Raw genomic sequence first — 13390 nt, 5'->3', positions numbered from 1 at the left:
TCAGGGGAGACCCCGCAGGCGCAAGCGCCGAGGAGGCTCGCCGAAACACCCACGGAAAGCGAAGTGCCTGGAGCGGAAATCAACAGGCAAGTTTAACAAAGTCAAAAACTAAGAGATAGCTCGAGTTTAAGAGATAATAATAAGTGGAAATGTGGTGTTTTTTACTTGGGAAATGTGGTAATTAAATTAGGAATTAATGAAATTACGGAAATGAAGAAGTATTACTCGAAGCAGCTTTTGGAAAAAAATCCACCTGGAAGCGTGTTTTCAGCTAAGACCCCTGGTTGTGTCATCACTGCATACAATTCTGGCAAGGTGTTATTTCAGGGAAATGATAGTGAAAAGGAAGCTGGGAGATGGGGCAGTGTTGCTTCCTCAGCAATGACTGCGGCCGCTTCTAAAACGAAAAAGGTACCTACTTCTGCAAAAGGGGATTTGCCGCCGGGTATCAGCCAAATGTCTGCGATTGGTTCCGATGAAGTGGGGACTGGAGACTTTTTCGGTCCGATTACCGTTGTTGCCGCCTATGTGAAAAAAGAACATATTCCACTTTTAAAAGAGTTAGGTGTGCGGGATTCAAAGGACTTAAATGATGATAAAATTATTGCGATTGCAAAGGTGATCAAGGATGTGGTTCCCTTTAGCTTAATGACATTGAAAAACGACAAATATAATAAGCTGCAACAGTCGGGGATGTCACAAGGGAAAATGAAGGCGATTCTACATAATCAGGCGATATTAAATGTTTTGGAGAAAATTGCACCCGAGCAACCAGAAGCGATCCTCATTGACCAATTTGTACAGTCTAGTACTTATTTTCAGCATCTGAAAGGCCAAAAAGCAGTTGCTAAAGAAAAGGTATGTTTTAGCACGAAAGCGGAAGGAATTCATTTAGCCGTTGCTGCAGCTAGTATTCTTGCTCGCTACGCCTTTGTCCAATATATAGACAAGCTGAGTGAAGCAGCAGGTTTTAAGATTCCAAAGGGTGCTGGTGCACAGGTAGATGTCGCAGCCGCCAAGCTTATTGTAAGTAAAGGCCGCGATATTCTCCCATCCTTTGTGAAGTTGCACTTTGCTAATACGGATAAAGCACTTGCTCTTGTGAATAAAAGGAAGTTCTAGTAAGTGTGGCGAATACACTTATTGTAGGAGGGGATATCGTGGCAAATAGACTTAGTTTAACAGAGATTGATCAATGCCTTGCGGAGTTAACCGGTTGGAAACTCGACGGTAAATTCATCGTGAAAAAATATCGTTTTCAGGAGTTCTTAAAAGGTGTAGCGTTCGTGAATAAAATTGCGGAGTTGTCTGAAGAAGTCAACCATCATCCATTTATAGCGATCGACTATAAATTAGTCACTTTGCGGCTTACATCGTGGAATGCCGGGGGATTGACTGATTTGGATGTGGATTTGGCGAAGAAGTATGATGCTTTTTATGAAAAATATAAAGAAAAATAGAAAAAAAGAGGAAGTCTCTAGTAATTTACTTAGAGACTTCCTCTTTTTGTACTTTCTAATCGAGTTTTGGTAGGTTTATTTGCGTAAAATCGTCTTTTATTTGCGTAAGTAGCTGTTTTATTTGCGAAAAGACTATGTTTATTTGCGATAAAGCTAGTTTTATTTGCGTTCATACAAATTCAAGGAAAATTAACCGGAATATACACACGCATCTTCTTAGTCCCATCTGCTTTTAAATTTTTTTCAGATCGTAACATTCTTCCTGCTGTATCTATTGAATCCAAATGAGCAAATACTCGAAATTGCTGATTCGTAATTTTTAAATCTATTAGCAAAAAATAATCCGTTAGGGCAGTTACATGTGCATCTTTTGAGTATATGTTACATGAAGTGCAGTACCATTTCTTTTTCTTACGAATCAATGGAACATGATTGCAGGTAGGGCAAAAGACACCAGTTAATACATCCGTTTTATTAATTTGATATTTTTTAAAAATATAATTGGTTGGAATTGTATTCAGTTTTATGAGTAGACGACTAAGCTTTCGAATCTCTTTAGCATTGAGAATAGGTTTGGAATACTGATTTTCAATACTAGAAATTCTTTTTAGTAAAACATCTGCTTTACATACTCGAGCCTTTACTTTGTGAGCATTTTTTCCGGTGATTACGTAAGAAGAATAACCATTGCTGATTACCACAAGATATAAAATAGGAACAGGTGGAAATTTATATTCTTCCATTAGTTTCTCAAGGTGCTGTCGATGCCTTTCTGCTTGAGCGATGGGATAGGGATAACCTTTTTCCTTCTCATTATTTACTTGAATAAACTGTTCATTTTCTGTATCAAAAATTAGTTTGCCAGCTATATTTTTCACTTCAATAATAAGGGCGAATTCTTGTGTTAGGAGGAGAGTGTCAATTTGACAGTTGTAGTCACCATCTGGAAGGTTCAAATCGTGGAGTATTGTGTACTTATCCATTGGGAGTAAACGTAAAAAATAATCAAGACTTACCTCACCTTTGTAACCAGCTTGCCTCCTTCCTAAATTCCTCTAAAATCTGCTGGTATTTAGGATAATTTAAGGGTAGCCGTCTGGACAAAGCCTCTAAAATAAGCATAACTAATGGAATTTTCCTTTCTTTAACAACCAATCATTCCCACTCCTTTCAATTTAATAATGTTTTTCTAAAAGAATTTCAAAATCCCTGCCGATTTTTAGCGAAATTTGTTACAAAGAAAAGAACTTCACTGGAAAAGTAATCATAAAAAAAGCCAGCCCGAAGTAATTCCCTCGAGCTAGCCTCTCTCTATTATTAAAACGATTATCCGCGTAAAACCGCGCCTGCTTTTTCTTCTAATGCCGCAAGAACGCTGCTGTGAACCTTTGTTACTTCTTCATCAGTCAATGTACGTTCTGGATCCGCATATTTTAATGAGAACGCGATCGACTTCTTGCCTTCTTCCATCTTGTCGCCTTCATATAAATCAAACACATGAACCTCTTTAAGAAGCGGTGCACCTGTCGTTAAAATAATCTCCTTCAAAGTGACTGACACCATTTCTCTGTTTACCACAAGGGCAATGTCTCTTGTGATAGATGGGAAGCGTGGAATCGCTTCGTATTGTAATACTGGTGCATCAGCTTCAAGGATTGCTTGTAAGGATAGTTCGAATACATACGTATCTTTTAAGTCAAGTTCCTTCTGAACGCTTGGGTGTACTTGACCGACGAATCCAATCCTCTCATCATTTAAGAGAACTTCAGCTGTACGGCCAGGATGCATTCCATCTACCTGTGCTTGAACAAATTGAACTTTGTCAGATAAGCCAAGCTTCGCAAACATACCTTCTAAAATACCTTTAACAACGAAGAAGTCTACTGCCTTCTTCTCACCTTGCCATGAATGACTGTGCCAAAGTCCAGTTACTGCACCTGCTACATGTTCTTTTTCAGTTGGAAGCATATCTCCGCCATTTGCCAAGAATACAGCACCTGTTTCATACACGGCTAAGCTGTCATTCTGACGAGCACTATTGTATTTTACTACTTCTAAAAGCTGTGGCATGATGCTTAAACGAAGGATACTGCGTTCCTCACTCATCGGCATCGCTAAACGGATTGTATCGCGCTTTTCAAGAGCAAATTGTGCCGCTTTTTCCTCACTTGTTAAGGAATAAGTAACAGCTTGATACAAGCCTGCTCCTTCAAGATACTGACGGACCACTCGACGCTTCATTTGATACTCGGACAGCTTTCCAGGAGTAGTAGAACCGATTGGTAATGTCTTTGGAATGTTATCATAGCCGTATAGACGAGCTACTTCTTCTAATAGATCTTCTTCGATTCGGATATCTCCGCGGCGTGTCGGTGCCGTAACAGTAATCGTATCCTGCTCTACACTAACTGAGAATTGAAGACGGTCAAAGATATCCTTTACATCGCTCATATGAAGCTCTGTGCCAAGGACACGATTGATTTTTTCAAGAGTAATCGATACCACTGCTGGTTCTACAGTAAGTGTATCGACCTCTGATGCTCCCTCTAACACATCTCCGCCAGCATACTTTGCCATCAGATAAGCTGCACGTTCACCAGCTACACGGACACGGTTTGGATCCACACCTTTTTCAAAGCGAGCGCTCGCTTCACTTCTTAATCCATGATCCTTAGATGCTTTTCTAACAGTCCCACCGTTAAAATAAGCAGCTTCTAATAAAACTGTTGTTGTGTCCGAAGTTACCTCTGAATTTGCACCGCCCATGACACCAGCAAGTGCAACAGGATCGGTACCATTGGTAATCACAAGATGTTCAGATGACAATGTCCGCTCTACGTCATCAAGTGTGACAAACTTCTCGCCATCGTTTGCACGGCGAACCAGGATTTCTTTTGAACCTAGGCGATCATAATCGAATGCATGTAATGGCTGACCGTATTCTAATAAAATATAGTTGGTAATATCGACTACGTTATTGTGTGGACGAATGCCTGCAGACATTAAACGGGTTTGCATCCACAGTGGGGATGGACCGATTTTTACATTCTTAATGATTTTTGCCATGTAAAGCGGGTTATCATCACTTGCTTCAACAACTACCTTAACGTAATCAGATGCTTTTTCACTAGTTGGCTCCAAGCTTGTTTCTGGAAACTTTACTTCTCTGCCAAGAATCGCTGCCACTTCATAAGCGACACCAAGCATGCTTAAGCAATCCGAACGGTTTGGAGTTAAGCTAAGCTCTAATACTTCATCATCACGATTTAATAGTTCAAGCGCATCTACACCGACCTCTGCATCCGCTGGAAAAACAAAGATTCCTTCCGAATATTCCTTTGGAACGACTTTCCCTTCCATACCAAGCTCAGTAAGAGAGCAAATCATGCCGTTTGATTCTTCGCCGCGAAGCTTCGCGCGTTTAATTTTAAAATTACCTGGTAGTACTGCTCCGACCTTTGCCACTGCTACCTTTTGTCCTTGCGCAACGTTTGGTGCACCACAGATAATTTGTACAGGCTGCTCTTCGCCCACATCAACCAGACATTTACTTAATTTATCGGCATTTGGATGCTGCTCACGCTCTAGAACATGACCAACAACCACTCCTTTAATACCTTCGTTAAGAATCTCTACTCCTTCAACTTCAATTCCGCTCTTCGTAATTTTTTTAGCTAGCTCATCAGCCGTTACTCCAGTTAAATCAATATAATCCTGAAGCCATTTATATGAAACGTACATGTCGTAACCTCCTATTCATGTTTTGAGAATTGTTTTAAGAAACGTACATCATTGGTATAGAAATGTCTAATGTCATCCACACCGTATTTCAGCATTGCGATTCGTTCTGGTCCCATACCGAAAGCGAATCCAGTGTATTTCTTAGAATCGTAGCCAGCCATTTCAAGAACATTCGGATGAACCATTCCTGCTCCAAGAATTTCAATCCAGCCCGTTTGCTTACATACGTTACAGCCGCGTCCGCCGCAAATTTTACAAGAGATGTCCATTTCAACAGAAGGCTCTGTGAAAGGGAAGAAACTTGGTCTAAGGCGGATTTCACGGTCGTCCCCAAACATTTTCTTCGCAAATACCTCTAAGGTTCCTTTTAGATCGCTCATGCGGATGTTTTCGCCGACGACAAGGCCTTCGATTTGCATGAATTGATGGGAGTGTGTCGCATCATCATTATCACGACGGTACACTTTACCAGGGCAGATAATCTTAATTGGGCCCTTGCCTTGGTGCTTTTCCATCGTCCGCGCTTGTACTGGCGATGTATGTGTACGAAGAAGGATTTCCTCTGTAATATAGAAAGAATCCTGCATATCACGGGCAGGGTGCCCTTTCGGTAAGTTAAGAGCTTCAAAGTTATAATAATCCTGCTCCACTTCTGGACCTTCTGCTACTTGATAGCCCATTCCAATAAATAAATCTTCAATTTCCTCAATGATTCTTGTTAATGGATGATGGTTTCCTACCTTAACAGGGCGTCCTGGAAGAGTAACATCAATACTTTCAGAAGCTAATTTTTCTAAAACAGCCGCTTCTTCCAATCCCTTTTGTTTCTCTTCAATTTTAACAGCGATGGCTTCACGTACTTCATTCGCGAGAGCCCCCATAACTGGTCTTTCTTCTGCCGAAAGCTTACCCATACCGCGCAGCACTTCTGTAATTGGACCTTTTTTGCCTAAATACGCTACACGAATGTCATTTAATTCTTTTAAGCTTGTTGACTGTTCAACTTTTTGAATAGCCTCTTCCTGCAATTCCTTTAAACGTTCTTGCATGTCTATTCCTCCTTCAATATTGTCATTATGTTTGTGGCCGGCCAAAACAAACAAAAAAACCCCATCCCTGGAAAGGGACGAGGTTGTTGATTCGCGGTACCACCCTTGTAAACACGGTATGTATAAAAACATTGTGTTCGCTTCATTGGGATAACGGCTTAGGCCGGTGCATCTTTACACTAAAGGGCTAGTGCCCGCTTGTGGTCCCGATGCCAACTCAGGAGGTGAACTTCTCTGAACCTTTCCATAAAAGTGTTTTCAGTCACGACACTTTCTCCCTAAATGGTCCTTAATCAGATACTTTTCTCCGTCATCGTTTTTACTATTCAATATTGTTCATTATTATATAATAATTTCCCGTTTAAGGTCAAACTAGTTTTCGCCTATTTTTTCAAATAATAAAGAAGAATACCTGTTGCCACGGCTACATTTAAGGATTCACTTTTTCCGTAAATCGGGATATAAAGATTGGCTGTTGTTGTTGAGAGGATGTCTTTACCGACACCGCTTCCCTCATTACCTACTATAAGTGCAAAAGATTCTCCACCTGAAATCTCGGTGTAAGCAGCTGCTCCTTCAAGTGCTGTCCCGTATACAGGAATATTCTTTTCATGGAGCTTATCCACCCATTCATGAAGGTCAGCACGTAGAATTGGAAGGTGAAAATGGCTTCCTTGTGCAGACCTTAAAACCTTGGAGTTATAAATATCCACACTACCACGCCCAACGATCACTGCGTCAATCCCTGCTGCATCAGCTGTGCGAATCATCGTGCCAAGATTTCCCGGATCCTGGACGGCATCGATCAATAAGTAGGTTTGACCTTCTTCCGCCTGAGCCTCCGTCCTCTTACTTGGCATTCTGCAAACAGCGTAAATTCCTTGCGGTGCTTCCGTTTCTGTTAACAGATCAGAAATTTCCTCCGTAACAAGAGTAACTGGAGTAGAACTTACATCCCAACGCGGCGGTAGGCCAACTTTCTCGGAAACAATAATTTCTAATACCTGTTCTCCTTGTTTTAGTGCTTCTTCTACTAAATGAAAGCCTTCCACGATAAATGATTCGGTTTTATCCCGCTCTTTTTTCGTTAAAAGCTTTTTCCATTGTTTTACCTTAGGATTATTTACAGATTCAATATGTTTCAAAACCGGTTCTCCTTTAAAAAAACTCTTCTGATTTTTTCATTATAGCCTAAAAAGTATACATAATAAAACCACATATTAGAAATGATATAAAAGAATGAAGGTTATAAAAAGGAGTGTGTCTTTATGAACTTAAATTTGCGAAATGCGATTATTCACAATGTCTCTGGTAATACGCAGGATCAATTAGAAGATACAATTGTAGATGCTATTCAAAATGGAGAGGAAAAAATGCTCCCAGGTCTTGGCGTTCTATTTGAAATCATCTGGAAGAATTCTTCTGAAGAAGAGAAAAAAGAAATGCTTGAAACACTTGAAACTGGGTTAAAGTAAAATTCATGCTGCTGCCGAAATTAAAATCGGCAGTTTTTTTGCAAAAAAAATCCCCGGTGACTTTCACCGGGGATTTCCTTTTTTATTATTCAAAAGTAATCTTGTCAACTGCCTCACGGTCTAGGCGTTTGATTACTTCGACAATTAACTTAACCGCATTTTCATAATCATCACGATGAAGCATGGCTGCATGTGAATGGATATAACGGGTCGCAATCGTAATCGCTAATGCTGGAACCCCATTATGTGTTAGATGGATTGAACCTGCATCCGTACCACCGCCAGGAATGGACTCGTATTGGAAAGGAATGTTTAGTTCCTCTGCTGTATCTGTAACGAAATCACGAAGCCCTTTATGTGCCACTAAGGAAGCATCGTAAATGACAACTTGTGGGCCTTTGCCCATTTTGCTCATTGCTTCTTTGTCAGTAATTCCAGGCGTATCACCCGCAATACCGACATCAACAGCAAAACCGATATCCGGTTGGATTTTAGCAGCTGCCGTCTTCGCCCCGCGTAGACCGACTTCTTCTTGAACGGCTCCCACACCATAAACAACGTTCGGGTGATCAGCGCCTTGCAGCTGTCGTAATACATCAATTGCAATGGCACAGCCAATGCGGTTATCCCAAGCTTTAGCTAATAGCATCTTTTCGTTGTTCATCACTGTAAACTCAAAGTATGGAACAACCATATCTCCAGGACGGACGCCCCACTCCTGTGCTTCGTCACGGCTAGATGCACCGATATCAATGAACATATCTTTAATTTCAACTGGTTTCTTACGAGCCTCAGCTGATAAAACATGTGGTGGCTTTGACCCGATAATACCCGTCACATCGCCTTTTCTTGTAACAATAGTAACGCGCTGTGCAAGCATGACTTGTCCCCACCAACCACCAACTGGTTGAAAACGCAAGAAGCCTTTATCGTCGATTTGTGTGATCATAAAGCCGACTTCATCTAAATGACCGGCAACCATAATTTTTGGGCCACCTTCTTTACCAACCTTCTTAGCAATTAAACTACCAAGACCGTCAGTAGTTACTTCATCAGCCAATGGAGTTATGTATTTCTTCATTACTTCGCGTACTTCACGCTCATTGCCGGGAATCCCTTTGGCATCGGTCAAGTCTTTTAACATCGATAATGTTTCATCAAGTTTTGCCACTTATTTAGCCCCCCTAATTATGTATATCCGACCTTCATTATACATAAAAAAACTGTAAATTTACAATTTTTCTGCTAATAGTTATTTTGTTGTCTTTGATAATTTACTTCGTTTTTAAGAAAATATGCCTGCTCCATTTCTTTCTCATCAAATCCAAGCAAGGAGGCCAGCTGCAAATAAGCTTCAAAAACCTTTAAATAATCATCAAATTCCCTGCTCTTTTGGAACAAACCGATTGTCTCGTATACAGTTAGGAATTGTTCGGTTACATCCGATGTTGATTGCTTCCGAGTTAAATTAATTTCAATATTATCAAAACCACACTCAATTCCTAGTGACAATATGAAATGGATTCCGTCCACAAACTCCTCAAGAATCACAGCTTTCTCGGAGGAAGGCTTGACACTCCAAAACTTAAAACAACGAGTTTCATTTGCCAATTCTCCAATTTCCACAAGCAAGGCAAGAACCTTGCGATCAAATAAAGCCTCATTCTGAAGTTGATGTTTTTCTTCTATATGTGAATCCAATGCCTTTTGCATCTCAAATAGTTTTTTTAGCTGCATACGATCACCACCAAGCCTTTATTAAAAGTATCAGTTCGACTCCCGCTAGAAAGGGAAAGCCGATTTGAAATGCTAAATGCTTTGTTTTATGACGGTAAATCTGCATCCCTGCAGTCGTTCCGATGGCACCGCCGAATATTGCTACCAGCCATAATGTCCGCTCAGAAATTCGATATTGATGCTTCTTGGCACGCTTTTTATCTTCTCCCATAATAAAAAGTCCTATTAGGCTCATGATGACATAGACCAAAAGTAAAACCAGTTTACTATCCAAAGCTGACTCCCCCTTATAGAAAAAGCCATCCTCAATAGAGAATGGCTTTATATCTTTAATTATTTTTGTTGTTGTTTAGCTTGGTTTGCTAATTCAGCAAATGCGTTAGCATCGCTTACTGCTAATTCAGCAAGCATCTTGCGGTTTACTTCGATACCAGCAAGCTTTAAGCCATGCATTAAACGGCTGTAAGAAAGACCGTTCATACGAGCTGCTGCATTGATACGAGTAATCCAAAGTTTGCGGAAGTCGCGCTTCTTTTGACGACGATCGCGGAACGCATACATTAAAGATTTCATAACCTGTTGGTTAGCAACTTTATATAATGTATGTTTTGAACCGTAATAACCTTTTGCTAATTTAAGAACTTTTTTACGACGTTTGCGAGTAACTGTACCGCCTTTTACACGTGGCATGTAATTTCCCTCCTATAATAAATCAATCTGTCCGAGATTACTTAACGTAAGTTAATAATTGACGAATGCGTTTGAAATCGCCTTTAGAAACAAGAGATCCTTTGCGAAGTTTACGCTTAGCTTTTGTAGATTTGTTCGCGAATAAATGGCTTGTATAAGCATGGTCACGCTTAAGTTGACCAGAACCAGTCTTTTTGAAACGCTTTGCAGCGCCGCGGTGAGTTTTCATTTTTGGCATTGGAATATCCTCCTTATTACTTATCAGCTTTAGGTGCTAAAACCAAGAACATGCTTCGGCCATCCATTTTTGGATGTGACTCAATAGTCGCTACTTCCTTGCATGCTTCAGAGAAACGGTCTAAAACGCGTTGACCAATTTCTTTATGTGTAATTGCCCGACCCTTGAAACGGATGGAAGCTTTTACTTTGTCGCCTTTTTCCAAAAACTTAATAGCATTACGAAGCTTTGTATTAAAGTCATGCTCATCTATCGTTGGGCTTAGACGAACTTCTTTAGTAGTAATAATCTTTTGATTCTTACGAGCTTCTTTTTCTTTCTTTTGATTCTCGAATTTGAATTTGCCATAGTCCATAATCCGGGCTACCGGAGGCTTTGCATTTGGTGCTACAAGTACCAAATCAAGATTTACTCGTCCGGCGATCTCCAACGCATCGTTTTTGGATTTAATCCCTAACTGTTCGCCATTTTGGTCAATCAGACGAACTTCGCGAGCGCGGATGCCCTCATTTAACAACATGTCTTTGCTAATAATTAGCCACCTCCAAGGTTTTTTCACGAATACAACGTCTTGGGTACAAGATTGATTCACCTTACTATTTGACACCCTAGTTGGAATCGACAGGTATAAAACTTTTTATAAGTGCTATTTCTTAAGTACACAAACAAAAAAGTGCGGATGAATACACCCACACTTTACGAAACATAAGTAAATAAACAAAAAGTTCACGTAAAACCTGCCAACTGCCAGATGCGTCAATCAGGTGAGAAGCGGGTGCTTCTTCTTTTCCCAAAACCATATTCAATTTAACCTTTGTAACTATAACATAAACAAAGACGTATTGTCAAACGAACTATTTATTCATGACAACGAAATTTATTGTAGCAAGAAACCTAAAATTATTCAATATATTTTTTTCAAAATCAAAAAAGAAAGAGAGGAGTGACCCTCTCTTCTAAAAAATTTATCCTCTTTGTACTTCCGCTTTGATAGCAGCAAGGAAGTCAGCAAATGGCTTTGTTTCTGAGTTTTGCTCACCATATTTACGAACGTTAACCGCATGATCTTCCACTTCTTTGTCACCGACAACGAGCATATATGGTATTTTTTGCATTTGTGCTTCACGGATTTTGTAACCAATCTTTTCATCACGGCCATCCAATTCTACACGGAAACCTTCATTTTGAAGCTGTTCCTGTACTTGCTTGGCATATTCATAGTGGGCTCCTGGAGAAACAGGAATTACTTGAACTTGAACAGGTGCCAACCAAGTTGGGAATGCTCCTTTATACTCCTCAATTAAGAAGGCAACAAAACGTTCCATTGTAGATACGACACCACGGTGGATAACAACCGGACGATGAGGCTTACCATCTTCTCCAACATAAGTTAAGTCAAATCGCTCTGGAAGTAAGAAGTCAAGTTGAACAGTGGAAAGAGTTTCATCTTTACCTAGTGCTGTTTTCACCTGAACATCAAGCTTTGGACCATAGAAGGCAGCTTCGCCTTCCGCTTCGAAATAATCCAAACCAAGGTCATCCATAGCTTCCTTCAGCATGCTTTGCGCTTTTTCCCACATTGCATCATCGTTAAAATATTTTTCAGTATCCTGTGGGTCGCGGTAAGATAGGCGGAACGAATAGTCGTTAATGTTGAAATCTTTGTAAACATTTAGGACTAAGTTAACCACACGTTTAAATTCATCCTTAATTTGATCTGGACGAACGAAAATGTGCGCATCATTTAAAGTCATTCCACGAACACGTTGCAATCCGGCTAATGCTCCTGACATTTCATATCTGTGCATTAAGCCAAGTTCTGCAATACGAATTGGCAGTTCACGATAACTGTGGATACTATTTTTGTACACCATCATATGGTGTGGGCAGTTCATTGGACGTAGAACTAACTGTTCGTTCTCCATTTCCATTATCGGGAACATATCTTCATGGTAGTGATCCCAGTGACCAGAAGTTTTATATAAATCAACGCTACCCATAACCGGTGTATAAACATGGTCGTAACCAAGTCGTTGTTCTTTATCAACGATATATCGTTCAATTACACGGCGGATAGTAGCCCCTTTTGGTAACCATAGTGGTAACCCTTGACCGACTAATTGGTTTGTTGTAAATAAGCTCAACTCTTTACCTATTTTACGATGGTCACGTTCCTTTGCTTCTTCAAGAAGGCGGAGGTGTTCAGCCAAATCCTCTTTCTTAAAGAAAGCTGTTCCATAGATACGCTGCAGCATTTTATTATTGCTATCACCGCGCCAGTAAGCCCCTGCAATGCTCAAAAGTTTAAATTCTTTAATTTTTCCAGTTGAAGGAACATGGACACCACGGCAAAGGTCAAAAAAATCACCTTGTTCGTAGATTGTCACTGTTTCTTCATCAGGAATCGCTTCAATGAGTTCAAGCTTGTAAGGATCGCCTGCCTCTTTAAATAATTGAACAGCGTCTGCACGGCTTATTTCCTTGCGAACAATCTCAATATTTTCATTAACGATTTTCGCCATCTCTTTTTCGATTTTTGGAAGGTCCTCTGGTGTTAATGACACCTCAAGATCCATATCATAATAAAATCCACCCTCGATTACTGGACCTACACCAAGGTTTACATTGGGATACAGTCTTCTAACAGCTTGAGCCATTAAGTGCGCTGTACTGTGACGCAATACTTCTAACGCATCACTTGATTCAGGAACAACGATTTCTATAGAACCGTCCTCCATAATTGGACGGCGAAGATCGAACATCTGTCCATTCCATTTACCAGCAATGGCTTTTTTCTTTAGGCCTGGGCTAATGGAAGCGGCAATATCTTCCGTTGTTGTTCCACGCGGGAACTCCTTTACTGCCCCATCTGGAAACGAAATCTTAACAACGTCTGACATGGTAATTCCTCCTTTAAATTTGAGCGTCTCAGGACTAAAAATATCCGTCAATCGCTTTTTAAAAATAAGGCTGTGTTAATGAACAGTGTTGATTTTTACA

General features: G+C 40.3%; 13 protein-coding genes, 1 pseudogene and 2 other annotated features. Of the genes and pseudogenes, 3 read left to right on the top strand and 11 right to left on the bottom strand.

Annotated features, from left to right (window positions below; translation table 11 throughout):
- The first annotated feature begins 165 nt into the window (after positions 1-165).
- Positions 166-1122 (top strand): ribonuclease HIII, encoded by a 957-nt coding sequence (rnhC, locus tag ABES03_RS02035; protein ID WP_430114711.1) that lies wholly within the window; start codon positions 166-168, stop codon positions 1120-1122.
- Between the two features lie 38 nt (positions 1123-1160).
- Positions 1161-1460: a 4a-hydroxytetrahydrobiopterin dehydratase gene (locus tag ABES03_RS02030; RefSeq protein WP_430114709.1), complete on the top strand. Its 300-nt coding sequence runs from the start codon at positions 1161-1163 to the stop codon at positions 1458-1460.
- A gap of 179 nt (positions 1461-1639) precedes the next feature.
- Here the strand turns inward: ABES03_RS02030 and ABES03_RS02025 are convergent.
- From ABES03_RS02025 to ABES03_RS02010, 4 genes and pseudogenes are all read right to left on the bottom strand, one after another.
- Positions 1640-2482, bottom strand: a pseudogene (locus tag ABES03_RS02025) (nuclease-related domain-containing protein); the annotation flags it as partial.
- 304 nt (positions 2483-2786) lie between these two features.
- Entirely contained in the window at positions 2787-5201 is a 2415-nt protein-coding gene (gene pheT, locus ABES03_RS02020; RefSeq protein ID WP_430114707.1) for a phenylalanine--tRNA ligase subunit beta, read from the bottom strand.
- Between the two features lie 11 nt (positions 5202-5212).
- Positions 5213-6250, bottom strand: coding sequence for a phenylalanine--tRNA ligase subunit alpha (gene pheS, locus ABES03_RS02015; protein WP_430114705.1), 1038 nt, complete (start codon positions 6248-6250; stop codon positions 5213-5215).
- Between the two features lie 70 nt (positions 6251-6320).
- Positions 6321-6573 (bottom strand) — a binding site (T-box leader).
- Between the two features lie 60 nt (positions 6574-6633).
- A complete protein-coding gene (locus ABES03_RS02010) occupies positions 6634-7395 on the bottom strand; it encodes a TrmH family RNA methyltransferase (protein ID WP_430114704.1) in 762 nt (253 codons plus the stop codon).
- A gap of 123 nt (positions 7396-7518) precedes the next feature.
- On the opposite strand from ABES03_RS02010, the gene sspI reads away from it, so the two are divergent.
- Complete coding sequence (sspI, locus tag ABES03_RS02005; RefSeq protein WP_430114702.1) at positions 7519-7725, top strand: small acid-soluble spore protein SspI; 207 nt, start codon at positions 7519-7521, stop codon at positions 7723-7725.
- 85 nt (positions 7726-7810) lie between these two features.
- Here the strand turns inward: sspI and ABES03_RS02000 are convergent, their stop codons facing one another.
- From ABES03_RS02000 to thrS, 7 genes are all read right to left on the bottom strand, one after another.
- Positions 7811-8896 carry a M42 family metallopeptidase gene (locus tag ABES03_RS02000; RefSeq protein ID WP_430114700.1) on the bottom strand — a complete coding sequence of 362 codons (1086 nt, stop codon included), beginning with the start codon at positions 8894-8896 and terminating at the stop codon, positions 7811-7813.
- Between the two features lie 74 nt (positions 8897-8970).
- Complete coding sequence (locus tag ABES03_RS01995) at positions 8971-9462, bottom strand: dUTP diphosphatase (protein WP_430114699.1); 492 nt, start codon at positions 9460-9462, stop codon at positions 8971-8973.
- Between the two features lie 4 nt (positions 9463-9466).
- Entirely contained in the window at positions 9467-9736 is a 270-nt protein-coding gene (locus tag ABES03_RS01990; RefSeq protein ID WP_430114697.1) for a DUF1294 domain-containing protein, read from the bottom strand.
- Positions 9737-9795: 59 nt separating this feature from the next.
- Entirely contained in the window at positions 9796-10152 is a 357-nt protein-coding gene (gene rplT, locus ABES03_RS01985) for a 50S ribosomal protein L20 (RefSeq protein ID WP_308082944.1), read from the bottom strand.
- A gap of 37 nt (positions 10153-10189) precedes the next feature.
- Positions 10190-10390 (bottom strand): 50S ribosomal protein L35, encoded by a 201-nt coding sequence (gene rpmI, locus ABES03_RS01980; protein ID WP_308082943.1) that lies wholly within the window; start codon positions 10388-10390, stop codon positions 10190-10192.
- Positions 10391-10406: 16 nt separating this feature from the next.
- Entirely contained in the window at positions 10407-10910 is a 504-nt protein-coding gene (gene infC / locus ABES03_RS01975) for a translation initiation factor IF-3 (RefSeq protein WP_430114714.1), read from the bottom strand.
- Positions 10911-11051: 141 nt separating this feature from the next.
- Positions 11052-11183 (bottom strand) — a sequence feature (ribosomal protein L20 leader region).
- Positions 11184-11355: 172 nt separating this feature from the next.
- On the bottom strand, positions 11356-13290 hold the full coding sequence (gene thrS / locus ABES03_RS01970) for a threonine--tRNA ligase (RefSeq protein ID WP_430114694.1): 1935 nt from the start codon (positions 13288-13290) through the stop codon (positions 11356-11358).
- Positions 13291-13390 lie beyond the last annotated feature (100 nt).

It is taken from the genome of Neobacillus rhizosphaerae, assembly GCF_050477885.1.
GTDB classification, from domain to species: domain Bacteria; phylum Bacillota; class Bacilli; order Bacillales; family Cytobacillaceae; genus Neobacillus; species Neobacillus rhizosphaerae_A.
The sequence above is the reverse complement of the archived record's forward strand: the minus strand, read 5'-3'. Positions and strand labels throughout refer to the sequence as shown.